This window comes from Sphingomonas sp. GW821-FHT12D09 (genome assembly GCF_058807215.1).
Map to the genome: position 1 here is coordinate 57310 of NZ_JBXAQL010000003.1, position 20865 is coordinate 78174.

Consider the following 20865-nt stretch of genomic DNA (forward strand, 5'->3'; position numbering starts at 1 on the left):
GGCGAAACCGGGGCACCGTAGCGTAAACTTCGTAAACTTCCGCGGCCCGTGGCGCGCCCGAATCCGCGGGCTGCCAAGTCTAGAATGCCGCGCGGCGCAGCCGGTCGTTGATCGCCACGCCGATGCCGGCCTCGGGGATCGGCGCGACGGCGATGGCGCGCGCGTCGCTCGCATCGGCGCGGTGCAGCGCATCGAACAAATTGGCGGCGGCTTCGGTAAAGTCGCCGCTGGCCGACAGGCTCTCGCTGCCGGCGACGGCGCCGAAGCCGATCAGATATTCACCGTCATTGGCCTTGGTGGCGTTCAGCCGCAGCGGCTTGCTCGGCGCATAATGGCTGTCGAGCTGGCCCGGCGCCACCACCTCTTCTTTCCCCGACGAAGGCCGGGGCCCAGCCTCGGAATCAAAGCGCGGGCCCCGGCCTTCGCCGGGGAAAAGCTCTTCTTGGCTCAAGGGCCCAGGCCGCAGGACCGTCGAACCCATCACGATCGTCGACTCCAGCCCCGCCGGCGTCGCGCCATCGTCGATCACCAGCGGGATGCGCCCGGCGAGACTCTTCGCCACATGCTCGGCCCGCGTCGGGCTGATCCCCCCGCTGGCATTGGCCGAAGGCGCGGCGAGCGGCTTGCCCGAAGCCTCGAGCAAAGCCTGCATCGCGCGATGCGCCGGCACCCGGATCGCAATCGTGTCGAGACCCGCGGTGACCAGCGAGGCAATCCCCGCATCGGCGCGCACCGGCAGCACCAGCGTCAGCGGCCCCGGCCAGAAGCGTTCGGCCAGATCGCGAGCGGACGCATCGAACACTGCAATTCGCTCGGCGGCGGTGAGGTTAGGCACATGGACAATCAACGGGTTGAAGCTCGGCCGGCCCTTGGCGGCATAGATCCCCGCCACTGCCCGCGACTCGGTGGCGTCGGCGGCGAGCCCGTAGACCGTTTCGGTGGGCACCGCGACGCATTCGCCGGCGCGAATCAGCGCGACAGCCTCGGCGATCGCCGCAATGCCGTAGGGTAAGATGCGCGGATTTGTCGGGCTCACCTCCGCGGCGCTATAGCGCCGGCAAGCAGACCACAAGAGAGGCCACATGTTCACCCCCGCCACCGCCGACCAGCGCTTCGTTCTCGAGACCATCGTCCGCCTGGAAGAGATAAGCGCCGAGGCCGCCGAAATGACCGATGCGGTACTGGAGGGCGCAGGCGCTTTCGCCGCCGGCGAATGGGCACCGCTCGAGCGCGAGGGCGACACCAGCGGCCCGAAATGGACCCCCGACGGCGTGAAGATGCCCGCCGGGTTCGCCGAGGCCTACCAGGCCTATGTCGAGGGCGGCTGGGGCACGATCGGCTCGCCGGTCGAGCATGGCGGCCAGGGCTTGCCGGTCAGCCTGTCGATCGCGGTGCTGGAGACCTTGGGCACCGCCAACATGGGCTTTGCGCTCGCCCCGATCCTGACCGTCGGCGCTGTCGAGGCGCTGATGCACCACGGCACCCCGGAGCAGCAGGCGTCGTATCTGCCCCACCTCTCGACCGGCGCCTGGACGGGTACGATGAACCTCACCGAGCCGCAGGCGGGCAGCGATGTCGGCGCGCTTCGCTCCACCGCCACGCCGGTCGGTGACGGCACCTTCAAGGTCAAGGGCACCAAGATCTTCATCAGCTTCGGCGACCACGACATGGCCGAGAACATCGTCCACCTCGTCCTCGCCCGCACCCCGGGCGCCCCGGCCGGCACCAAGGGCATCTCGCTGTTCCTGGTACCCAAGTACCGCCTGAACGAAGATGGCACGCCGGGCGACTTCAACGACGTCCGCACCGTCTCGATCGAGCACAAGATGGGGCTGCATGCGTCGCCCACCTGCGTGCTCTCGTTTGGCGACAATGACGACTGCATCGGCACGCTGGTCGGCCCCGAGCTGGGCGGCATCCGCGCGATGTTCACGATGATGAACAACGCCCGGCTGAACGTGGGCCTGCAGGGCGTGCAGGTCGCCGAGCGCGCCACCCAGCGCGCCGTCGCCTATGCCCGCGAGCGCGTCCAGGGCTATCGCGGCGGCGAACAGGTCGCGATTATCGAGCATCCCGACGTCCGCCGCATGCTGCTGCGCATGAAGGCGCAGACCCAGGCGGCGCGCGCGCTGGTCTATTACGCCTTCGGCCAGCTCGACCGCGCCCGCGCCGGCGATGCCGCGGCTGACAAGCGCGTCGAGCTGCTCACTCCGCTCGCCAAGGCGCATGGCACCGATCTCGGCAACGAAGTCGCGTCGCTCGGCGTCCAGGTCCATGGCGGCATGGGCTATATCGAGGAGACCGGCGCGGCCCAGCATTTCCGCGACGCCCGCATCACTCCGATCTACGAGGGCACCAACGGCATCCAGGCCGCCGACCTGGTGGGCCGCAAGCTCTCGATGGACAATGGTGGCACGCTGTTCGGCCTCATCGCCGATATGCGCGGCGATGCCGAGGACACCGGCCTGGTCAACCTGATCGACGCATGCGAGGAAGTCGCGCGCTATCTGCTCGCCAGCGAGATGGATGACCGGCTGGCGGCGAGCTATCCGTTCCTGACCATGTTCTCCACCGCAGTCTGCGGCTGGCTGATGGAAGCTTCCGGTCGCGCCGCAGCGCGCAGCGAGGGCGACCCCGCCTTCCTCAAGATGAAGCAGGCCGCCGCCCGCTTCTATGTCCAGCAGATCGTGCCCGAGGCGCTGGGCCTCATGCCCGCGGCCATGGCGAAAGCGGAAATGCTCTACGCGATCGATGCCGAAGGCTTCGCCGCGTAGAGCCTTCCCCCTTTAACTCATTTGCCCACGGGACCCACCGTCGTCGGCGACGGCGCCGGGGTGCGCTTGGGCACCGGCACGCGGTCGCTGATCGCCCACATCGAGTCGGTCTTGAGCAGGCCGTTGAAGATGCGGTCGTTCTGCTGGAAGATGTCGAGCGGCCCCGGCCCCGGCTTGGCGAGATAGCTCGAATTGCCGTTGGGCGCCGCGGCGCGGTGGTGGCAGTTCATGCAGTTGGTGCGGATCGGGTGATCCGCCGCCAGCTCGATATAGGGGTTGTAGGCGACCGGCCAGGTCGTCCCCTTGGGCACCGCCGAAAAGCCATAGGTCGAGGTCATCAGATAATGGCGCCACGGTCCGGGCGCCTGGCTCGCCGGAATGTTGGGCCGGTTGGCGGCATAGGGGCCCTGGTCGGGCTTGTCGTGCCACCAGACCGACTGGAAGGTCCAGGCGCCCTGCTCCTTGGTGATCATGTGCATCGCGATCATCACCAGCTGGTCGCCCGGCTGGAACATGCGGCCATAGGCCCAATAGGCCGAGGCATCGAGGATCGCGCGGTCGCACGCGTCCATCGTCGCGAGCTTGGGCTCGTAATGGTAGAACTGGTCGGTCCCGACCACCTGCGGCTTCTGGTAGACGTTCGGCCCCAGCGGCAGCGCGTGATATTTGACGCCGTGGAGGAAGCTCACCGATGCCGGCACCACCTGCGCCTGCGGCGTGGTGGTCAGCGCCACCGCGCGCGGCCACATGTTGATGTTCTCATATCCCGCATATTGGCCGCGATCGCTTTGCTGGTCGTCCCACACCGGCAGCGCGACAAAGCCGCCCTTGGGCACCGGCCACATCATCGGCTTGAGCACGATCGACTGGGCCGGCATCGCCGGCATCTCGGCCTGGGCCGCACCCTTGGGCAGCAGCCCCTGCAGCGTGCTGGTCTGGTAGAGCCCCTTGCTGCGAATCCAGTCATAGGCGGCCTGGTTGTAGGTCACGCCCGCAACCATGATGTCGCCATTGTTCTCGAAGGTCGGCCCATCCGCCAATGTCTGCAGCGACGATCCGGAGCTCGGCGGCTGGACGCACTGCGTCTTGCCGTAGCGCTTCAGCACCTCGGCGGGCAGCGCATATTCAGGCGGATAGGGGAAGTTGATCGGATCGGTGCCATTGAGGAACTTGCGCTGGCGCATCGGCAGCGTCGGCGGGCCGGCGAGCGTGCCGCCGAGCAGCTGGGTGCCATCCTCGGCCACCACCGTCGCGCTGGGCGACGGGCTCGGGCTCGGGGTGTTGCCGGCAAAGGCCTGGGTGGAGGTGCACCAGCTGCGCCACACCGGCTCGTTGCCCGTGTTGAGCGCCGCCCACAGATACCAGCCATGCGTGCGCGCCCGCGCCTGGTCGCCCGCGGCCACCCATTTCTCGATCGTGCCGGGCGGCTGCGGATAATCGAAATTCGCCGGGATCGGCGCGGGATTGACGCAGACGCTGGGCGCACCGCCGCTCGCAGTGGACGGTGCGGGCGCCTTTTCGGTACAGGCGACGATAGCGCCAAGCAAAGCCGCTGCGGGAATCAGCAAGAGCGCCGGATTTTTCAGGCGCGCGTTTAGTATAGCCATGACATCCCCCTGCCGTTGGATGTCGCACAACATACGCGCTTCAGGGCAATATCTTGCAGGCTATTGGCGCCGAATTGGTTTAACCTGAAGCAAGTCTACAGGAAACCCGAACACCCGCCCAGGCGGATCAGTCGTGGCGATTGCCGCCCGGATCGGCGCGGAAGCCGTCCTGTGCGCCGCCGCAGCGGCTGTCCTCGGGGTTCTTCTTGCAGAGCTTGCGCAGCTCCTTGCCCTCGCGCGCTTCCTTCTCGCGCATCTTGCGGCCGTAATTCCGGTCGGACTCGTCCTGGCTGGTCGTCGCCCAGTCGGCCGCCTGCGCGCCCGCCTTCACCGGCAGCGTGACGACATCGACCATCGTCTTGGCGATGCAGCCGCCGCTGAGCAGCGGCAGCGCGGCTACGATCGGAACCAGAAACTTGCGCATAAAAGCCTATCCCCCGGCGTGTGCATGCTGCCCCGCAGCCGCATCCCGCGCTTCGACACCAATATAGGGGAAATCGGTGAAGAAACCGTCCACGCCAAGCCCGATGAAATACAGGATCTCGTCTTTGATGCGACCATGCTCGGCCGGATTTGCGCCGGAGCGGTAGCTGGGCAGGAGGAAGAAGTTCTCCGCGCGAAACGTCCAGGGGTGCAGCTTCAGTCCGGCGGCATGCGCATCGGCGATCAGCGTGGTCGCCGGACCCGTGGCAGGCTGGATCATCGTCAGCTCCGGGCCGATCCCATATGCATAGGCGGCGACCGCCTTCAGCCCCTCGGGCGTGATCATCGCCTTGTAGCTCGGCTGCGCACCGTCCGCCGGGGCGCCCGCGCCCGCCATCAGCTGGATCAGGCGGACCTTGGTCATGGTCTTCAGCTTCCTGAGGTTGTCCACTTCGAACGACTGGATGAACACCGGCGCATCGGCCCGGTCCCAGCCCGCCGCCTTGAGCTTGTCGACCAGCCGCTGCTCCACGGGCAGGCCGATCGAAGCGAAGTAGGTCGGATGCTTGGTCTCGGGATAGATGCCGATCGTGCGGCCGGTCTGCTTCGACGCCCGCTTCGCCAGCGCGATCACTTCGTCGAGCGTCGGGATCTCGGCCTGGCCGTCGAACTTGGTGTTGTCCGGGCGCAGCTTGGGCAGCCGCTCCTTGGCGCGCAGCGTCTTCAGCTCGACAAGGGTGAAGTCCTCGGTGAACCAGCCCGTCATCGTCTCGCCGTCGATCGTCTTGGTCGCCTTGCGGGCGGCGAACTCGGAATGGTTCGCGACGTCGGTGGTCTCGGTGATGTTGTTCTCGTGTCGGGCGACGAGCACGCCGTCCTTGGTCGGCACCAGGTCGGGCTCGATGAAATCGGCGCCCTGCTCGATCGCGCGACTGTAGGAGAGCAACGTGTGCTCGGGCCGCTCCCCAGAAGCGCCGCGATGCGCGATGACGATGATCTTTTCCCCGTGCATGCCGTGATCCTGCCCCATCGCCATTCCCGGGGCCACCAGCATCAGCGCCAACAATATCGTTCTCGTCACGAAACGCTCCTTTCGATACGGCGTTAGGCCCAGGATATGACGGTTACGAGGCGATATGGCGGATAATGACAGCGTGCTCGCGGCGGCCCGCGCCTGGAAGGGCGAACGGCTGGCGCTGGCTACCGTCGTCTCGACTTGGGGCTCGGCACCGCGGCCGCGCGGCAGCCATATGCTGGTGCACGAGGATGGCCGCTTCGAAGGCTCGGTCTCGGGCGGCTGCGTCGAGACCGATATCCTGCAAGCCGCCGCCGAAGTGATCGCCGGGGCGCCCGCGATCGTGAAGACCTATGGCGTCGCCGACCCCGCTGCCTGGGAAGTCGGCCTGCCCTGTGGCGGCGAGATTTCGGTGCTCGTCCAGCCCGTCTCGGAGAGCGGCTTCGCGCCCGTCCTGTTCGACGCGATCGACGCCGCACGGGCCACAGGCGAAGCGTTCGACATCGGCACCGATCTCGCCACGGGCCGTTCCGTCGCCGGTCCGGGAGAATTCCTCAACCGCTATGATCCGCCGCGCCGGCTGCTGATCGTCGGCGCGGCCCAGATCGGCCAAGCCTTGGCGGGGCTGGCGCGCGAGCTTGGCATCCAGACCCATGTCATCGATCCGCGCGGGAGATTTTTGACGCCTGAGCGTTTTCCCAACGTGATGCGCGACGACCGATGGCCCGACGAGGCCGTGACCGCCCTGCGACCCGATCCCGCCACGGCCGTGGTGACGCTCAGTCACGACCCCAAGATCGATGATGCCGGACTCGCTGCCGCGCTGCGCTTTCCCACCGGCTATGTCGCCGCGCTCGGCTCGCGCAAGAGCCACGCGGCAAGGCTGGAGCGGCTTGCCGCGATGGGATTCACGTCCGCCGACCTCGCCCGCATCGAAGGCCCTGCCGGACTCGCCATCGGCGCGATCGGACCTGCCGAGATCGCCCTTTCCATCGCCGCAGCCATGGTGAAGAACTTTCATGCTCAAGCCTGACCAGACTGCCCTGATCCTGCTCGCCGCAGGCCGCTCGCACCGCTTCAACGACGGCGACAAGCTGGCCGAGTCCTTCCTCGACAAGCCGCTCGCCTATCATGTCGTGACGGCGCTTTCGCACATCCCCTTCGCCGCACGGATCGCGGTGGTCTCCGATACCGAGCTCGATTTCGGGGCGCTGGGGTATGACGTGGTCGAGAACCCCGATCCTTCGCTCGGCCAGGCGCGTTCGCTCTGCCACGGCGTGTCGCGGGCGCAGGCACTCGGCGCCGACGCCGTGCTCGTGGCCCTTGCCGACATGCCGCGCCTCACCGCCGCCCACATCTATCGCATGTTCGACGCAGCCGACGGCGCTGCCACGATCGTCGCCTCCTCGGACGGCGTGCGGCCGATGCCGCCTGCGCTGTTCGGCAAGGACATGTTCGCGGAACTGCTCAGGCTCGAAGGCGACCAGGGCGCGCGCGACCTGATCAAGCGCGGCCACCATGTCATCGCTCCGCCCGCCGAGCTGGTCGATGTCGATACGCAGGACGACCTGCGCGACCTGCGCGAACTCTACGGCCTGCGCACGGATGGACTTCCGGAACGCCCGCCCGCGCTCGTCACTCGTGACGAAGCGCGTCGATCGGATTGAGGCTCGCTGCGCGCCGCGCCGGGAAATAGCCGAACACCACGCCGATGATCGCGGAGATCGCAAAGGCGATCACGTTGATCTGCACGTCGAACAGGAACGGTAGCGAGCCCAGCCACGACATCAGCGCCACCGCCATCTGCGCGAGCAGCAGCCCGATCACGCCGCCCAGCATCGACAGCACCACAGCCTCGACCAGAAACTGCATCAGCACTTCGCTCGCCACCGCGCCGATGGCCAGGCGGATGCCGATCTCGCGCGTCCGCTCGGTGACCGAGACGAGCATGATGTTCATGATGCCGATGCCGCCGACGATCAGGCTGATCCCGGCCACCGCCGCGACGATCTGGGTGAGCAGGGTCGTCGTGCCGGTCAGCGTCGCGCTGATCTGCGCCGTGTCGAAGATGTTGAAGTCATCGTCCTTGCCGCCGGTGATGCTGCGGCGCTGGCGCAGCAGGTCGGTGATCGAGGACTGGATCTGCGCGCTGTCATAGTCGGGATCGGTGCCGACCAGCATCAGCCGGATGTCGCGGGTGCCCGTGAAGCGGCGCTGGACCTGCTTGATCGGCATGATGATCACATCGTCCTGGTCGCCGCCGAACCCGGCTTGGCCGCGCGTCGAGAGGATGCCGATCACATCGCACGAGACGCCGTTGACCCGGATCCGGTCGCCCACGGCCGAGCCGCCGCGGAACAGGTTGGTGCGGATCGTATTGCCGATCACGCACACCGCCTTGCCGGCCTGCTCCTCGATGGAATTCCAATAGCGCCCCTCGACGAGGGGCCAGGGCTGGACCTTGAAGAAGTCGTTGGTGGTGCCGTTGATCGTCGTCGACCAGTTGGCGCCATTGTAGATCACCGTCGCGGTGCTCTGCGCCTGGGGCGCGACCGCGCTGACGCCGGTGATCTGCTGGCGGATCGCCGTGACATCCTCTTCCTTGAAGTCGGGAGGGCGCGGCCCGCCGCCGCCGCGGCCGAAGCCCTGGCCGGGGCGGATCTGCAGGATGTTGGTGCCCAGCGCCGAGATCTGCTGCTGCACCGCCGCAGTCGTCGCCTTGCCCAGCGTCACCATGGTGACCACCGCGGCGACGCCGATGATGATGCCCAGCGCGGTCAGGATCGAGCGCAGCTTGTGGCGCAGGATCGACCGGATCGCGAGGATGAAGGTGGTGCCGAACATTATTGGCTCACGACCTCGCCCTGGTGGTGATGATCCTCGATCCGCTCGACCAGCCCGTCCTTGAAATGGATGATCGTGCGCGCGAACGCCGCCATGTCGGGCTCGTGCGTGACCATCAGCACAGTGATGTTGCTGGTCTTGTTGAGGTCGGTGAGCAGCTGCATGATCTCCACCGAGCGCTCGCTGTCGAGATTGCCGGTCGGCTCGTCGGCGAGCAGCACATCGGGGTTGGTGACGATCGCACGTGCGATCGCGACGCGCTGCTGCTGGCCGCCCGAAAGCTCGCCAGGCGTGTGATCCCACCACTGCTTGAGCCCGACCTTGTCGAGCGCCGCCATCGCCATCTCGCGCCGTTCCTTCTTGGGATCGCCGCGATAGAGCAAAGGCAACTCGACATTCTCGAGCGCGGAGGTGCGCGCAAGCAGGTTGAAGCCCTGGAAGACGAAGCCGAGATACTTGCGCCGCAGCAGCGCGCGCTGGTCGCGCTCCAGCGTCTCGACATGCACGCCCTTGAACAGGAACTCGCCCGATGTCGGCACGTCGAGGCAGCCCAGGATGTTCATCGTCGTCGACTTGCCCGATCCCGAAGGGCCCATCACCGCGACGAAGTCGCCCGCCTGGATCTCCAGGTCGACGCCCTTCAATGCCTGGAAGGCAGTGGCGCCTTCGCCATAGGTCTTCACGACCCGGCGGAGCTGGATCAGCGGCGCGCCCGCATCACTGGCCGCCACGCTGGCCTCCGGAGCTGCCGCCCGCACCACCCGAACGGCGCTGGCCGCCGCTGCGGCTCTTGCCGGTGCTGTTGCCGGCGAGCTGGCCGGTGATCACCTTGTCGCCCGGCTTGAGATTGCCGCCGGTGACTTCGGTGACCGTCCCGTCGGTGTCGCCCGTGGTGACATCCACCGGCTGCGGCTTGCCTTCGGCATCGAGGATATAGACCTGCTGCTTGCCGGACTGCGCGCCCTTCGCCTGCTTGTCGGCACCGCCCTGGCCGCGCGCGCCGCGCCGGCCGCCGCGCGGCACCAGCGCGCCGGCGATCCCGCCGGTGCTGCTCGCGCTTGGGCTGGCGTTCGGCGTCGCGGGCGTGAAGCGCAGCGCAGCGTTGGGCACCAGCAGCACGTTCGGCTTGGACTTGGTGATGATCTCCGCCGTCGCGGTCATGCCCGGGCGCAGCTGGAGGTCGCCATTGGACACGCTCAGCGTCGCGGCATAGGAGACGACCTGCGCGCTGGTGCTGGTCGTGGTCGTGCTGCTCGACGAGGTCGAAGCCGTCAGGTTCGAACCGAGATCGACACGCGTGATCGTCGCCGGGAAGGTCTTGCCGGGAAAGGCATCGACAGTGAAGCTGGCGAGCTGGCCCTGCTTGACCGATCCGACATCGGCCTCGTCGATTGCGACCTGCAGCTCCATCGCGCTCAGATCCTCGGCGATCACGAACAGCGTCGGCGTGTTGAACGATGCGGCGACCGTCTGGCCCTCGTCGATCTGGCGGACGAGCACCACGCCGTTCACCGGCGCGCGGATCACTGCCTTGTAGCGCTGCGTCTCGTTCGAGGAGAGCGCGGCGCGCTGCGACACGACATTCGCCTGTGCCGAGCGGACGCCGGCGACCGCACGCTGCACATCGGCGCGGGCCGTTTCCATCTCGACCTTGGCAGGCACCTTGCCGCCCGAAAGCCGGCTGACTTCCTCCAGCCGCGCCAGGTTCGCCTGGGCCTGGGCCAAAGTCGCCTGGTTCTGCGCGACCGTGGCGGCCGCTGCGTTGAGCGTCGCCTTGCTCTGCGTGATCGCGTCATCGAGGCGCGAGGTGTCGAGTATCGCGAGCGGCTGGCCCTTCACCACCCGGTCGTTCACGTCCACCATCACCTTCTCGACCAGACCCGAAAGTTCGGAGCCGACCTGCACCTGGTTGGTGGGGGCGAGCTTGCCGGTGGCGGAGACTGTGACGGTCAGGTTGCCGCGCTGCGCTTCGTCGGTCGCGTAGCGCGTCTCGGCGCTCTTGCCGAACAGGCTCCACAGCAACAGGAACACCAGCACCACGCCCAGCCCGATCAGCCCCCATTTGAGCCAGCGCCGCCACCACGGCCGCGGGGGAGTGCCCAGGAAGGCGTCGAGATTCTGGTTGGGATCAGTTGCCATTGGCGGAGCTGCCTGTCGTGGGAGCGGTGGGGGTCGTGCTCGCGTCCCAGCCGCCGCCCAGCGCCTGGTAGAGCTGGATCAGCGCGGTCGCCTCGTCCGAACGCGACGAGACCAGCCCGTTGCGCGCAGTGATGAGCGAGGCTTCGGCCTGGTTGAGCGTCGTGAAATCGGTGAGGCCCGAGCGATATTGCATGCGCGCGAGCAAGGCCTGGTTGCTCGAAGCCTCGAACGCGATCACGAACTGCTTCTCGCGCGCCTGTGCCGTCCGCAGCGCGACCACGGCATTCTCGATATCCTCGAGGCTGGTCAGCACCGTCGATTTATAGGCGAGGAAGGCGCCGTCCGCCGCCGCTTGGGCCGAGCGGACCTGGCTGGCGCGGCGGCCGCCGTCGAAGATCGTCTGGGCGATATTGGCGAACAGCCGGCCGGTGATCGTGTCGAGGATCGAGGTGAGCGCGGAGCTGCCCGAATCGATGCTGCCGCCGATCGACAGCGCCGGATAGAGCTGCGCGGTGGCGACGCCGATATTGGCGGTGGCGGCCGCGAGGTTGCGCTCGGCCGCGCGCACGTCCGGTCGCTGGCGCAGCGCATCGGCGGGAATGCCCGCGGCGACCTCGGCCGGCCCCTTGGGGATCGGCTTGACTGCTTCCATCTCGACCTTGAGCGCGCCCGGCGCCTGGCCGGTCAGCACCGCGAGACGCGAGACATAGCTGTTATAGTTCGCCTCCAGCGTGGGGATGGCCGCGGCGATCTGGGCATTGTTCGCCCGCGCCTGCTCCTGGTCGAGCGAGGAGACCAGCCCGGCTTGCACACGCCAGCCGGCGATCTGGAGATTGTCGGTCGAGATGCCCAGGCTGTCGCGTGCATTGGCGATCTGCGCCTGCGCGACGCGGGCCAGCACATAGTTGCGCGCCGTCTCCGCCTCGACCGAGATCAAGACCCCGGCATAATCGAACCCGCTCGCCTCATAGCTCGCCCGTGCGCCCTCGACGCCGCGGCGCACCCCACCGAACAGATCGACCTGGTAGCTGGCATCGGCGCCGAGCGAGAAGCTGGTGCTGCCGCCCTGCGAGAAGCTGGTCACCGTGCCATCCGGTAGCGTCGTCGTGCTGGTGCCGCCGCGCAACGGTTCGCTGTGCGACACCCCGCCCGAGGCGCTGAGGCTGGGGAACAGGTCGGCACGCTGCTGGACTAGCGACTCGCGCGCCTGGCGCAGCCGCACCACCGCCTGCCCGATATCGAGGTTCGCCGACTGCGCACGCTGTACCAGGCTGGCGAGCATCGGATCGTCGAACCTGGTCCACCACTGGCTAAGGTCTTCCTGCGCCTTCTGTCCGGCGTTGACCGACCAGGCATCGGGCACGCCGAGTTCTGCGGCGGCGCGCGGATGATAGTCCGGGCCTACCGAACAGGCGGCGAGCGGGAGCAGGAGCACCAGGCTCAGGGTTAGCGGACTTTTGGCCATGGCCCTCTAGATGTTTCGTGCAGCCGTTCAGTTCCAGCAATTTATTGTCGCAATATGTCTCCGGGCACGCGGGAGTGCGGATCGGAGCGCTGCCGGAACGGATTTGTCGCTTGGCGAGCGCGCCGCGCTTCGGCAGAGAGGCGCCAACTTAGCGAGGAGCCCGAAGCGATGAGCGATAGTGTCAGCGTCTACCCCGTGCCGGAAAACTGGGCACGCAGTGCCAGGGTGGATGCTGAGGGCTATGAGAAGCTCTATGGCCGCAGCATCGCCGATCCCGGCACCTTTTGGCTGGAGCAGGCCCGCCGCCTCGACTGGATCAAGCGCCCGGAGATCGCCGGCGACTGGTCGTTCGACGAAAGCGATTTCCGGATCAACTGGTTCGCCGACGGCAAGCTCAACGTCGCAGCCAACTGCATCGATCGCCACCTCGCCAAGCGCGGCGATGCCGTCGCCATCCTCTGGGAGCCGGACGAGCCGAGCGAAGAACCGAAGCGCTTCACCTATCGCCAGCTCCATGCCGAGGTCTGCCGCTTCGCCAATGTGCTGAAGGTCGCCGGCGTCCGAAAGGGCGACCGCGTCACCATCTACATGCCGATGATCCCCGAAGCGGCGTTCGCCTTGCTCGCCTGCGCGCGGATCGGCGCGGTGCATTCGGTGGTGTTCGGCGGCTTCTCGCCCGAGGCGCTGGCCGGCCGCATCACCGATTGCGACTCCAGCGTGGTGATCACCGCCGACGAAGGCCGGCGCGGCGGCAAGAAGGTCCCTCTCAAGACCAATGTCGATGCGGCCGCAGCCCATGTCCGCTGCCTCGAAAAGGTGATCGTGGTGCAGGCCACCGGCGGCGATGTGCCGATGCAGGAGGGCCGCGACCTCTGGTATCACGAGGCCGCAGCCGAGGTTCCCGCCGAATGCCCGGCCGAGGCGATGGGCGCCGAGGATCCGCTGTTCATCCTCTATACCTCGGGCTCCACCGGCAAGCCCAAGGGCGTGCTCCACTCCTCGGGCGGCTATCTGCTCTGGGCGAGCCTGACGCACGAGCTGGTCTTCGATTACCGCCCCGGCCAGGTCTATTGGTGCGCGGCGGATATCGGCTGGGTCACCGGGCACAGCTATATCGTCTATGGCCCGCTCGCCAATGGCGGCACCACCTTGATGTTCGAAGGCGTGCCCAACTGGCCCGACGCCAGCCGCATCTGGCAGGTGGTCGACCGCCATCAGGTCGAGATCCTCTATACCGCCCCCACGGCGCTCCGCGCGCTGATGCGGGAGGGCGACGACTATGTCGCCAAGACCTCGCGCAAGTCGCTCAAGCTGCTCGGCACGGTCGGCGAGCCGATCAATCCCGAGGCGTGGCGCTGGTATTACGACATCGTCGGCGAGGGCCGCTGCCCGATCGTCGATACCTGGTGGCAGACCGAGACCGGCGGCCACATGATCACCCCGCTGCCAGGCGCCGTCGCCCTCAAGCCCGGCTCGGCGACCAAGCCCTTCCCCGGAGTCGATCCGCAGATCGTCGATACCGAGGGCAAGGTCCTCCACGGCGCGACCGAGGGCAATCTGGTCATCGCACGCAGCTGGCCCGGGCAGATGCGCACCGTCTGGGGCGATCACGAGCGCTTCTTCCAGACCTATTTCAGCACCTATCGCGGCAAGTATTTCACCGGCGACGGCTGTAGGCGCGACGAGGACGGCTATTACTGGATCACCGGCCGGGTCGACGACGTGATCAACGTCTCGGGCCATCGCATGGGCACCGCCGAGGTCGAGAGCGCGCTGGTGCTCCACCCCAAGGTGGCCGAGGCCGCGGTCGTCGGCATGCCGCACGACATCAAGGGCCAGGGCATCTATGCCTATGTCACCCTCAACGCGAACTGCGTGGCCGACGAGGCGCTGCGCACCGAGCTGCGCAACTGGGTCCGCACCGAGATCGGCCCGATCGCCACGCCCGACGCGCTGCAGTTCGCCCCCGGCCTGCCCAAGACCCGCTCGGGCAAGATCATGCGCCGCATCCTGCGCAAGATCGCCGAGGGCGATGTATCCTCGCTGGGCGACACCTCGACGCTCGCCGATCCCTCGGTGGTCGACGATCTCGTCAGGAACCGCGTGGGATGACCCACGATCGCATCCGCGTGATCGAGGGAGACATCACCACCCTTGCCGTGGATGCGATCGTCAATGCCGCGAACAATTCGCTGCTCGGCGGCGGCGGCGTGGACGGCGCGATCCACCGTGCTGCCGGGCCCGAGCTGCTCGCCGAGTGCCGGACGCTCGGCGGCTGCGCGACCGGTGATGCCAAGATCACCCGCGGCTACCGCCTGCCCGCGGCCCATGTGATCCACACCGTCGGTCCGGTCTGGCAGGGCGGCCGCCATGGCGAGCCCGAACTGCTCGCCCGCTGCTATCGCCGCTGCTTCGAGATCGCCCGCGCCAATCGCCTGCGCAGCCTCGCCTTCCCGGCGATCAGCTGCGGCGTCTATGGCTATCCGATCGCGGCAGCGACGCGGATTGCCGTGGCGGAAGCCCGCGCCGCGCTCGCCGAAGATCCCGAACTCGAAGTGATCTTCGCCACCTTCGGCGCCGAGATCACCGCCGCCTACGGACACGAATTGTAACGCGGAATCCCGTTGCGGGCGTTACTACCCGGCGTTACACCCGGCTAATACAGTCTTTCGAGGAACCCAGATGAAAATGAGCACTTGGATGCGTCTCGCCGCCGGCGTGGCGCTGGTCGCGGTTTCGCCCGCCGTTGCGCAGACCGCCAAGCCGGCGCCGAAATATGGCAGCTTCGGCGTCGACCTCAGCGCGCAGAAGACCAGCGTGAAGCCGGGCGACGACTTCTGGATGTACGCCAATGGCAGCTGGAACGACCGCGTCGAGATCGCCGCCGACCGCACCTCGGCCGGCTTCGGCACCCAGCTCTCGGTCGAGGCCGAGGCCAATGTCCGCGCGATCCTCGACGACATGGCGAAGAACCCCAAGGCGTACGGCGCCAGCGGCCAGCAGGTCGGCGACTTCTACGCCAGCTGGATGGACGAGGCCGGCATCGAAGCGCGCGGCACCGCGCCGCTCAAGCCCTATCTCGCCAAGATCGCCGGCGTGAACGACCTCGACGCGCTGCAGGTGCTGTTCGCCAGCGTCGGCTATGCCTCGCCGGTCGAGCTGGGCGTCATCCCCGACCTCGCCGACCCGACCCGCTACACCGCCGTCACCGGCCAGGGCGGCCTGGGCATGCCGCGCGACTATTACCTGCTCGAAGGCGCCAAGTACGACGCGTTCCGCACCGCCTATCGCGCCTATGTCCAGAAGATCCAGGAGTTGGCCGGCATCCCGAACGCCGCCGCCAAGGCCGATGCGATCGTCGCGCTCGAGACCGCGATGGCCAAGGTCCAGTGGTCGCCGGCCGAGAGCCGCGACATCGCCAAGCTCAACGATCCGCAGACGCTCGCCGGGCTCGAGGCCAAGGCGCCCGAGTTCAACTGGGCGTTGATGCTCAAGACCGCCGGCCTCGAAAGCTCGCCCAAGGTGCTGATGACGCAGAACACTGCCGTCACCGCGCTCGGCAAGCTGATGGTCGCCACTCCGCTCCAGGGCTGGAAGGACTATCTCGCCTATCGCTTCGTCAGCGATCACGCGACCTATCTGCCCAAGGCCTTCGACGACACCCGCTTCGGCTTCTATTCGCAGACGCTTTCGGGCGTGAAGGTCCAGCGCGAGCGCTGGAAGCGCGGCGTGCAGATGGTCAATGGCGCGCTCGGCGAGGCCGTCGGCGCGATCTACGTCTCCAAATATTATCCGCCGGCATCCGAGAAGCAGATGGCCGAGCTGATCGAAAATCTGCGCAGCTCCTACCAGGAGCGCATCACCGCCTCGACCTGGATGGACGACGCGACCAAGAAGGCCGCGCTCGCCAAGCTCGCCGCCTTCGAGCCGCGCATCGGCCACCCCGACAAGTATATCGACTATTCGTCGTTCAAGGTCGTCCGCGGCGACCTGCTCGGCAATGCGATGCGCTCGGGCGAGTTCGAGCAGAAGCTGCAACTCCAGCGCTTCCCCAAGCCGGTCGACCGCACCTTGTGGGACATGACCCCGCAGACGGTGAACGCGTACTACAACCCGCTCGCCAACCAGATCACCTTCCCGGCCGCGATCCTGCAGCCGCCCTTCTTCGATCCCAATGCCGATCCGGCGGTGAACTATGGCGCGATCGGCGCGATCATCGGCCATGAGATGGGCCATGGGTTCGACGATCAGGGCAGCATGTTCGGTCCGACCGGCAAGTTCGAGAACTGGTGGACCGACAGCGCCAAGAAGGCGTTCGGCGAGCGCACCAAAGCACTCTCGACCCAGTATGACGGCTATGAGGCGGTCCCCGGCACCAAGGTGCAGGGCGCGCTGACGCTCGGCGAGAATATCGGCGATCTCGGCGGCGTGGAGGCGGCCTATGGCGCGTTCCAGAAGTACCAGGCCGAGCATGGCAAGGCCCCGGTGATCGGCGGCCTGACCGGCGACCAGCGCTTCTTCCTCGCCTATGCCCAGGCCTGGCAGACCAAGGTGCGCGAGGACGCCGCCCGCCAATATGCGCTGACCGACCCGCACTCGCCGGCCAAGTTCCGCGTCAACGGCATCGTCCGCAATGTCGATGCCTGGTACAAGGCGTTCAACATCCAGCCCGGCGACGCGCTCTATCTCGCGCCCGAGCAGCGCGTGCACATCTGGTAAGGCCTCAGCCTCACCCGAACGAAGCGGCCCGGCAGCGATGCCGGGCCGTTTTGCATTCAGGCGTGTGCCTCAGGCGTTGATACCGCCATCGACGGTGAGCACCGACCCGGTGACGAACCGCGCCGCCGGGCTGGCGAGGAATGCCACCGCCGCGCCGATATCTTCGACCGTGCCATAATGGCCAAGCGCGGTAAGGCCTCTGAGCACGTCGGCGAACTCGCCATTCGCCGGGTTCATGTCGGTGTCGATCGGTCCGGGCTGCACAAGGTTCGCGGTGATCGCCCGCGTACCCAGGTCGCGGGCCAGGCCGCGGTTGAAGGCGAGCAGCGCCGACTTGGTCATCGAATAGAGCGTCGATCCGGCAAAGGGCACGCGCTCGGCAAGGCACGAGCCGATCGTGATGACGCGGCCACCCTGGGGCAGATGCGGGATCGCGGCACCCGAGGCGATCACCGCGGCGCGCACATTGACGTTGAGCAGCGCGTCGATGTCGGCAAGGTTGAGTTCCTCGACGCCGCTATAGCGGGCGATGCCGGCATTGTTGACCAGGATGTCGAGCCCGCCCAGCCCGGTCACGGCTTCCTCCACCGAACGCTTCACCGCCTCCGGATCGGCGCTGTCGGCCTGGATCGCCAGCGCGCGCCGGCCCTTGGCCTCGATCGTCTTGACCAGCTCGGCGGCGCGGTCGGCCGAGCGTTCATAGGTGATCGCGACATCCGCGCCCTTGTCCGCCAGCGCCAGCGCGATCCCCGCGCCGATGCCGCGTGCCGCGCCGGTTACCAATGCGCGCTTTCCAGCCAGTTCCAACATCGTTCATGCCTTTTATGTAGTGATCGATACACAATTAGCTGGGGGCGTTGCCGTAGGACGTCAAGGGAATTATATAGCGATCGATGCAAAATTCTGAGCAAGCTCCGAAAGCCGAGGAACCGGCGGGACCGCGCGGCCGCGGACGGCCCCGTGCGTTCGATCGCGAAGCCGCGCTTTCGCAGGCGACCCGGCTGTTCTGGCAAAAGGGCTATGAAGCGACCTCGATCGCCGACCTGACCGATGCGATGGGCATCGGCGCGCCCAGCCTCTATGCCGCCTTCGCATCGAAGGAAGGCCTCTATCTCGAGGCGCTGCGCCATTATGGCGACAATTACGACGCGCTGGTCTGGGACGGGTTCCGCGCCGCCCCGACGGCGCGCGAGGCGGTGTTCGCCTATCTGCGCGATTCGGCGGCGGCGCTGACCGGGTCGCTTGCCGACAATCCGCTCGGCTGCATGGTGACCTTGTCCTCGGCCGGGTGCGACGGTGCATCGGACCTGGGCGCGCGCATGCGATCGGCGCGCGGCGTCACGCTGGAGCGGCTCGAGGCACGCCTGGCGCGGGCAATTGCCGAGGGCGAGCTGCCGTCTGCGACCGATGTCCATGCGCTCGCCCGCTTCGCGCAGACCGTGCAGAGCGGCATGTCGATCCTCGCCCGCGATGGCGCCCACCGTGCCGAGCTCGAAGAGGCGGCACGGATCGCGATGCTGGGATGGGACGCCCAGACAGCGGCCTGATCGCAGCCTGCCCGAACACGATTGCACTTCCTGCAACTCGTCTTCCAGATCATTGCAGTTGCAGAAATCGCAACCCTGACCCATTTCCCTCTATGTTGCATTGCAGCAAACATAAGGGTTTCACGATGTTCTCGCTTATCTCGCTCATTCTCGCGGCCCGCCGCGACGTCACGCTGCCGGTTGCCGCCGAAGTCGCCACCCAGGCACAGCGCGCCGCCGCCAACGAGCAGGTCGAGCTGCGCCTCGCCGCCTGATCGGCGATATCAAAAGGCGCCGCCTGATCGGCGATATCAAAAGGCGCCGCCTGATCGGCGATATCAAAAGGCGCCGCCTGATCGGCGATATCAGAAAGCGCCGCCTGATCGGGCGGCCTCGGCTGACGCAAAAAGGGGGAGCGGCGACGCTCCCCCTTTTCGTTTGTGCGCTGGGCGCGGCGCTTACTTCACGCCGTGCATCCAGTATTTCAGCGGCCAGCTCAGCAGCAGCAGGAGCACGCCGAGGATGATCGCCGCGATCGAGATGGTGGTGAACACACCGACATAGGCATCCAGGCTCACCTTGTAATTGACCACCTGGCCGCCGACCGTGTCGATGCTGGCGAACTGCGCGATGATGCCGGCGAAATATTGCGCCACCGAGATCGACAGGAACCACACGCCCATCATCAGCCCGACGACGCGCGCGATCGACAGCTTGGTGATCATCGAAAGGCCGACCGGCGAGATGCAGAGCTCGGCGAACGAGTGGATCAGGTACAGCCCGGCCAGCCACCACAGGCCCACCTGGAAGTTCGAATCGGCGAATTGCGCACCCCAGACGAGCAGCAGGAAGCCCACCGCCACGCCGATCAGCGCGATGCCGAACTTCACCGGGATCGACGGCTCCAGCCCGCGCTTGGCCAGCGCAGTCCACATCAGCGACATGAACGGCGCAAGCAGCACGATGAAGGCGGCGTTGAAGAACTGGGTCTGTCCCGCGGTGATCGTGAACCAGCCGAACACCGAGAGATTGGTGTTGCGGTCGGCGAACAGGGTGAGCGAGGAGCCCGCCTGCTCGAACAGCGTCCAGAACACGACGTTGAAGACGATGAGCACCATCGCCGCCAGCATCATCTGGAACTCGGTCTTGCTGCCGGCGATGAACGACCAGATCAGGATCGCCGGCACGCCGAGCAGGAACGAGCCGAACAGCAGCTTGCCCATCAGCGGCAGCGAGGCGACATAGCCGATGAAGCCCGAGCCCTCGGCCGGTGCTGCCGAGTGCATCAGGTTGACGTAGAGCAGGTAGAAGAGCGGCACGACGCAGAGCGCCAGTGCATAGATGATCCATTGCTGGCGCTGGACGCCGGGCTTGGCCGGCGGCTCGCCATAGCCGTCGAGCTTGCCGCCGTTGAACTGGATCAGCGCCCAGGAGATCATCATGCCGATCGCGGCGAGACCGAAGCCCCAGCTCCAGCCATAGGCTACCGCCAGCCAGGGGCAGAGGATCTGCGAGAAGAGCGATCCGGTGTTGATGCCCATGTAGAAGATGGTGAAGCCGCTGTCGCGGCGCCGGTCGCCCTGTTCGTAGAGCTCGCCGACCATGGTGGAGATGTTCGGCTTGAAGAAGCCGTTGCCGACCGAGACCATGGACAGCGCGATCAGCATCACCATCACATAGAGCGCGCTGCGGTCCGCACCGGACTCGAACTTGCCCTTGGCGATCTTGCGCTCGGACGTGCCGGCATTGAGCAGGTCGACGCTTCCGTCGTCATTGCCCTTGATCTCGAGCTTCCTGGTGCCGTCCACGACGTAGCGGACTTCCTTGCCCTCTGCGTTCTTGTCGATCGACACTTCGTAGCGCTGGCCGTCGATCGTCGCGTGCGGCGTCGCGGTCGGTCCGCCGAAGCAGAGGATGGCGTAGCCGAGCGACATGATGATCGCGCCGAACTTCACCGCGCGCTTGGATCCCAGATACTGGTCCGCCAGATAGCCGCCGACGAGCGGGGTCAGGTAGACGAGTGCAGTGAACCCGCCATAGATGCCCGTCGCCTCGCGGTCGCCGAACATGAAATGCTGGGTGAGGTACAGCGTGAGCAGCGCGCGCATGCCGTAATAGCCGAAGCGCTCCCACATCTCGGTGGTGAACATGCGCGCCAGCTGGCGGGGATGCCCGAACCACGTCTTCTCCGCGGCGGGATTGATATGGGTGATGTCCGGCTCTGCCGGACTATCGGCGGTTGGAGTGTCGACCATGCGGTTATTGCCCTTTGAATATTCGGTATCCGGGCTCGGGCCCGGCGCATGGGCGGCCAAACTATAGCGAATGAAGCGGCTGTAAAGCATGCGCGATT

Annotated in this window: 18 protein-coding genes; 8 read left to right on the forward strand and 10 right to left on the reverse strand. The window is 66.9% G+C overall.

Annotated elements, in window-relative coordinates; genetic code table 11:
* Positions 1-79: 79 nt before the first annotated feature.
* On the reverse strand, positions 80-1084 hold the full coding sequence (locus tag AC1RPL_RS13870; RefSeq protein ID WP_493069901.1) for an L-threonylcarbamoyladenylate synthase: 1005 nt from the start codon (positions 1082-1084) through the stop codon (positions 80-82).
* On the opposite strand from AC1RPL_RS13870, the gene AC1RPL_RS13875 reads away from it, so the two are divergent.
* Complete coding sequence (locus AC1RPL_RS13875) at positions 1083-2774, forward strand: acyl-CoA dehydrogenase family protein (RefSeq protein ID WP_493069902.1); 1692 nt, start codon at positions 1083-1085, stop codon at positions 2772-2774. The two genes, AC1RPL_RS13870 and AC1RPL_RS13875, sit on opposite strands and share 2 nt — an antisense overlap.
* 17 nt (positions 2775-2791) lie before the next feature.
* Here AC1RPL_RS13875 and AC1RPL_RS13880 read toward each other — a convergent pair whose 3' ends face one another.
* The 3 genes from AC1RPL_RS13880 to AC1RPL_RS13890 all read right to left on the reverse strand — a co-directional run bounded on the left by AC1RPL_RS13880 (position 2792) and on the right by AC1RPL_RS13890 (position 5858).
* Positions 2792-4381 carry a hypothetical protein gene (locus AC1RPL_RS13880; RefSeq protein ID WP_493069903.1) on the reverse strand — a complete coding sequence of 530 codons (1590 nt, stop codon included), beginning with the start codon at positions 4379-4381 and terminating at the stop codon, positions 2792-2794.
* 127 nt (positions 4382-4508) lie between these two features.
* A complete protein-coding gene (locus tag AC1RPL_RS13885; protein WP_493069904.1) occupies positions 4509-4805 on the reverse strand; it encodes a hypothetical protein in 297 nt (98 codons plus the stop codon).
* Positions 4806-4811: 6 nt separating this feature from the next.
* Positions 4812-5858 (reverse strand): glycerophosphodiester phosphodiesterase, encoded by a 1047-nt coding sequence (locus tag AC1RPL_RS13890; protein ID WP_493070926.1) that lies wholly within the window; start codon positions 5856-5858, stop codon positions 4812-4814.
* A gap of 82 nt (positions 5859-5940) precedes the next feature.
* Here AC1RPL_RS13890 and AC1RPL_RS13895 point away from each other — a divergent pair, with 82 nt between their 5' ends.
* Both AC1RPL_RS13895 and AC1RPL_RS13900 read left to right on the forward strand, forming a co-directional pair.
* Positions 5941-6852 (forward strand): XdhC family protein, encoded by a 912-nt coding sequence (locus AC1RPL_RS13895; protein WP_493069905.1) that lies wholly within the window; start codon positions 5941-5943, stop codon positions 6850-6852.
* On the forward strand, positions 6839-7486 hold the full coding sequence (locus AC1RPL_RS13900; RefSeq protein WP_493069906.1) for a nucleotidyltransferase family protein: 648 nt from the start codon (positions 6839-6841) through the stop codon (positions 7484-7486). The genes AC1RPL_RS13895 and AC1RPL_RS13900 overlap by 14 nt, the downstream gene beginning before the upstream one ends.
* Here AC1RPL_RS13900 and AC1RPL_RS13905 read toward each other — a convergent pair.
* Genes AC1RPL_RS13905 through AC1RPL_RS13920 form a run of 4 tightly spaced genes read right to left on the reverse strand, consistent with a single transcriptional unit; the run spans position 7455 to position 12267 of the window.
* Complete coding sequence (locus tag AC1RPL_RS13905) at positions 7455-8663, reverse strand: ABC transporter permease (RefSeq protein ID WP_493069907.1); 1209 nt, start codon at positions 8661-8663, stop codon at positions 7455-7457. The two genes, AC1RPL_RS13900 and AC1RPL_RS13905, sit on opposite strands and share 32 nt — an antisense overlap.
* Positions 8663-9394 (reverse strand): ABC transporter ATP-binding protein, encoded by a 732-nt coding sequence (locus tag AC1RPL_RS13910; RefSeq protein ID WP_493069908.1) that lies wholly within the window; start codon positions 9392-9394, stop codon positions 8663-8665. Before AC1RPL_RS13910 ends, AC1RPL_RS13905 begins: the two co-directional genes overlap by 1 nt.
* A complete protein-coding gene (locus AC1RPL_RS13915; protein WP_493069909.1) occupies positions 9381-10802 on the reverse strand; it encodes an efflux RND transporter periplasmic adaptor subunit in 1422 nt (473 codons plus the stop codon). Before AC1RPL_RS13915 ends, AC1RPL_RS13910 begins: the two co-directional genes overlap by 14 nt.
* Entirely contained in the window at positions 10792-12267 is a 1476-nt protein-coding gene (locus tag AC1RPL_RS13920; RefSeq protein WP_493069910.1) for an efflux transporter outer membrane subunit, read from the reverse strand. The genes AC1RPL_RS13915 and AC1RPL_RS13920 overlap by 11 nt, the downstream gene beginning before the upstream one ends.
* Positions 12268-12435: 168 nt before the next feature.
* Between AC1RPL_RS13920 and acs the strand changes: the two genes are divergently transcribed.
* The 3 genes from acs to AC1RPL_RS13935 all read left to right on the forward strand — a co-directional run bounded on the left by acs (position 12436) and on the right by AC1RPL_RS13935 (position 16986).
* Entirely contained in the window at positions 12436-14379 is a 1944-nt protein-coding gene (gene acs / locus AC1RPL_RS13925) for an acetate--CoA ligase (protein WP_493069911.1), read from the forward strand.
* Positions 14376-14879 (forward strand): O-acetyl-ADP-ribose deacetylase, encoded by a 504-nt coding sequence (locus AC1RPL_RS13930; protein WP_493069912.1) that lies wholly within the window; start codon positions 14376-14378, stop codon positions 14877-14879. The genes acs and AC1RPL_RS13930 overlap by 4 nt, the downstream gene beginning before the upstream one ends.
* A gap of 70 nt (positions 14880-14949) precedes the next feature.
* Positions 14950-16986, forward strand: a complete 2037-nt coding sequence (locus AC1RPL_RS13935; RefSeq protein ID WP_493069913.1) for a M13 family metallopeptidase — start codon at positions 14950-14952, stop codon at positions 16984-16986.
* Between the two features lie 69 nt (positions 16987-17055).
* Here the strand turns inward: AC1RPL_RS13935 and AC1RPL_RS13940 are convergent, their stop codons facing one another.
* Positions 17056-17796: an SDR family NAD(P)-dependent oxidoreductase gene (locus AC1RPL_RS13940; protein WP_493069914.1), complete on the reverse strand. Its 741-nt coding sequence runs from the start codon at positions 17794-17796 to the stop codon at positions 17056-17058.
* Between the two features lie 83 nt (positions 17797-17879).
* Here AC1RPL_RS13940 and AC1RPL_RS13945 point away from each other — a divergent pair, with 83 nt between their 5' ends.
* On the forward strand, positions 17880-18533 hold the full coding sequence (locus AC1RPL_RS13945; RefSeq protein WP_493069915.1) for a TetR/AcrR family transcriptional regulator: 654 nt from the start codon (positions 17880-17882) through the stop codon (positions 18531-18533).
* 125 nt (positions 18534-18658) lie between these two features.
* The gene (locus AC1RPL_RS13950; protein ID WP_493069916.1) at positions 18659-18787 is read left to right on the forward strand and encodes a hypothetical protein; all 129 of its coding nucleotides are present in this window, start codon (positions 18659-18661) and stop codon (positions 18785-18787) included.
* A gap of 183 nt (positions 18788-18970) precedes the next feature.
* On the opposite strand, the gene AC1RPL_RS13955 is transcribed toward AC1RPL_RS13950, so the two are convergent.
* The gene (locus tag AC1RPL_RS13955; RefSeq protein WP_493069917.1) at positions 18971-20767 is read right to left on the reverse strand and encodes a peptide MFS transporter; all 1797 of its coding nucleotides are present in this window, start codon (positions 20765-20767) and stop codon (positions 18971-18973) included.
* Positions 20768-20865 lie beyond the last annotated feature (98 nt).

Coding starts and splice junctions, on each gene's coding strand:
- AC1RPL_RS13875 (WP_493069902.1), top strand. CDS start 1,083: ATGTTCACCCCCGCCACCGCCGACCAGCGCTTCGTTCTCGAGACCATC.
- AC1RPL_RS13870 (WP_493069901.1), bottom strand. CDS start 1,084: ATGTGGCCTCTCTTGTGGTCTGCTTGCCGGCGCTATAGCGCCGCGGAG.
- AC1RPL_RS13880 (WP_493069903.1), bottom strand. CDS start 4,381: ATGGCTATACTAAACGCGCGCCTGAAAAATCCGGCGCTCTTGCTGATT.
- AC1RPL_RS13885 (WP_493069904.1), bottom strand. CDS start 4,805: ATGCGCAAGTTTCTGGTTCCGATCGTAGCCGCGCTGCCGCTGCTCAGC.
- AC1RPL_RS13890 (WP_493070926.1), bottom strand. CDS start 5,858: ATGCTGGTGGCCCCGGGAATGGCGATGGGGCAGGATCACGGCATGCAC.
- AC1RPL_RS13895 (WP_493069905.1), top strand. CDS start 5,941: ATGGCGGATAATGACAGCGTGCTCGCGGCGGCCCGCGCCTGGAAGGGC.
- AC1RPL_RS13900 (WP_493069906.1), top strand. CDS start 6,839: ATGCTCAAGCCTGACCAGACTGCCCTGATCCTGCTCGCCGCAGGCCGC.
- AC1RPL_RS13905 (WP_493069907.1), bottom strand. CDS start 8,663: ATGTTCGGCACCACCTTCATCCTCGCGATCCGGTCGATCCTGCGCCAC.
- AC1RPL_RS13915 (WP_493069909.1), bottom strand. CDS start 10,802: ATGGCAACTGATCCCAACCAGAATCTCGACGCCTTCCTGGGCACTCCC.
- AC1RPL_RS13920 (WP_493069910.1), bottom strand. CDS start 12,267: ATGGCCAAAAGTCCGCTAACCCTGAGCCTGGTGCTCCTGCTCCCGCTC.
- acs (WP_493069911.1), top strand. CDS start 12,436: ATGAGCGATAGTGTCAGCGTCTACCCCGTGCCGGAAAACTGGGCACGC.
- AC1RPL_RS13930 (WP_493069912.1), top strand. CDS start 14,376: ATGACCCACGATCGCATCCGCGTGATCGAGGGAGACATCACCACCCTT.
- AC1RPL_RS13935 (WP_493069913.1), top strand. CDS start 14,950: ATGAAAATGAGCACTTGGATGCGTCTCGCCGCCGGCGTGGCGCTGGTC.
- AC1RPL_RS13940 (WP_493069914.1), bottom strand. CDS start 17,796: ATGTTGGAACTGGCTGGAAAGCGCGCATTGGTAACCGGCGCGGCACGC.
- AC1RPL_RS13945 (WP_493069915.1), top strand. CDS start 17,880: ATGCAAAATTCTGAGCAAGCTCCGAAAGCCGAGGAACCGGCGGGACCG.
- AC1RPL_RS13950 (WP_493069916.1), top strand. CDS start 18,659: ATGTTCTCGCTTATCTCGCTCATTCTCGCGGCCCGCCGCGACGTCACG.
- AC1RPL_RS13955 (WP_493069917.1), bottom strand. CDS start 20,767: ATGGTCGACACTCCAACCGCCGATAGTCCGGCAGAGCCGGACATCACC.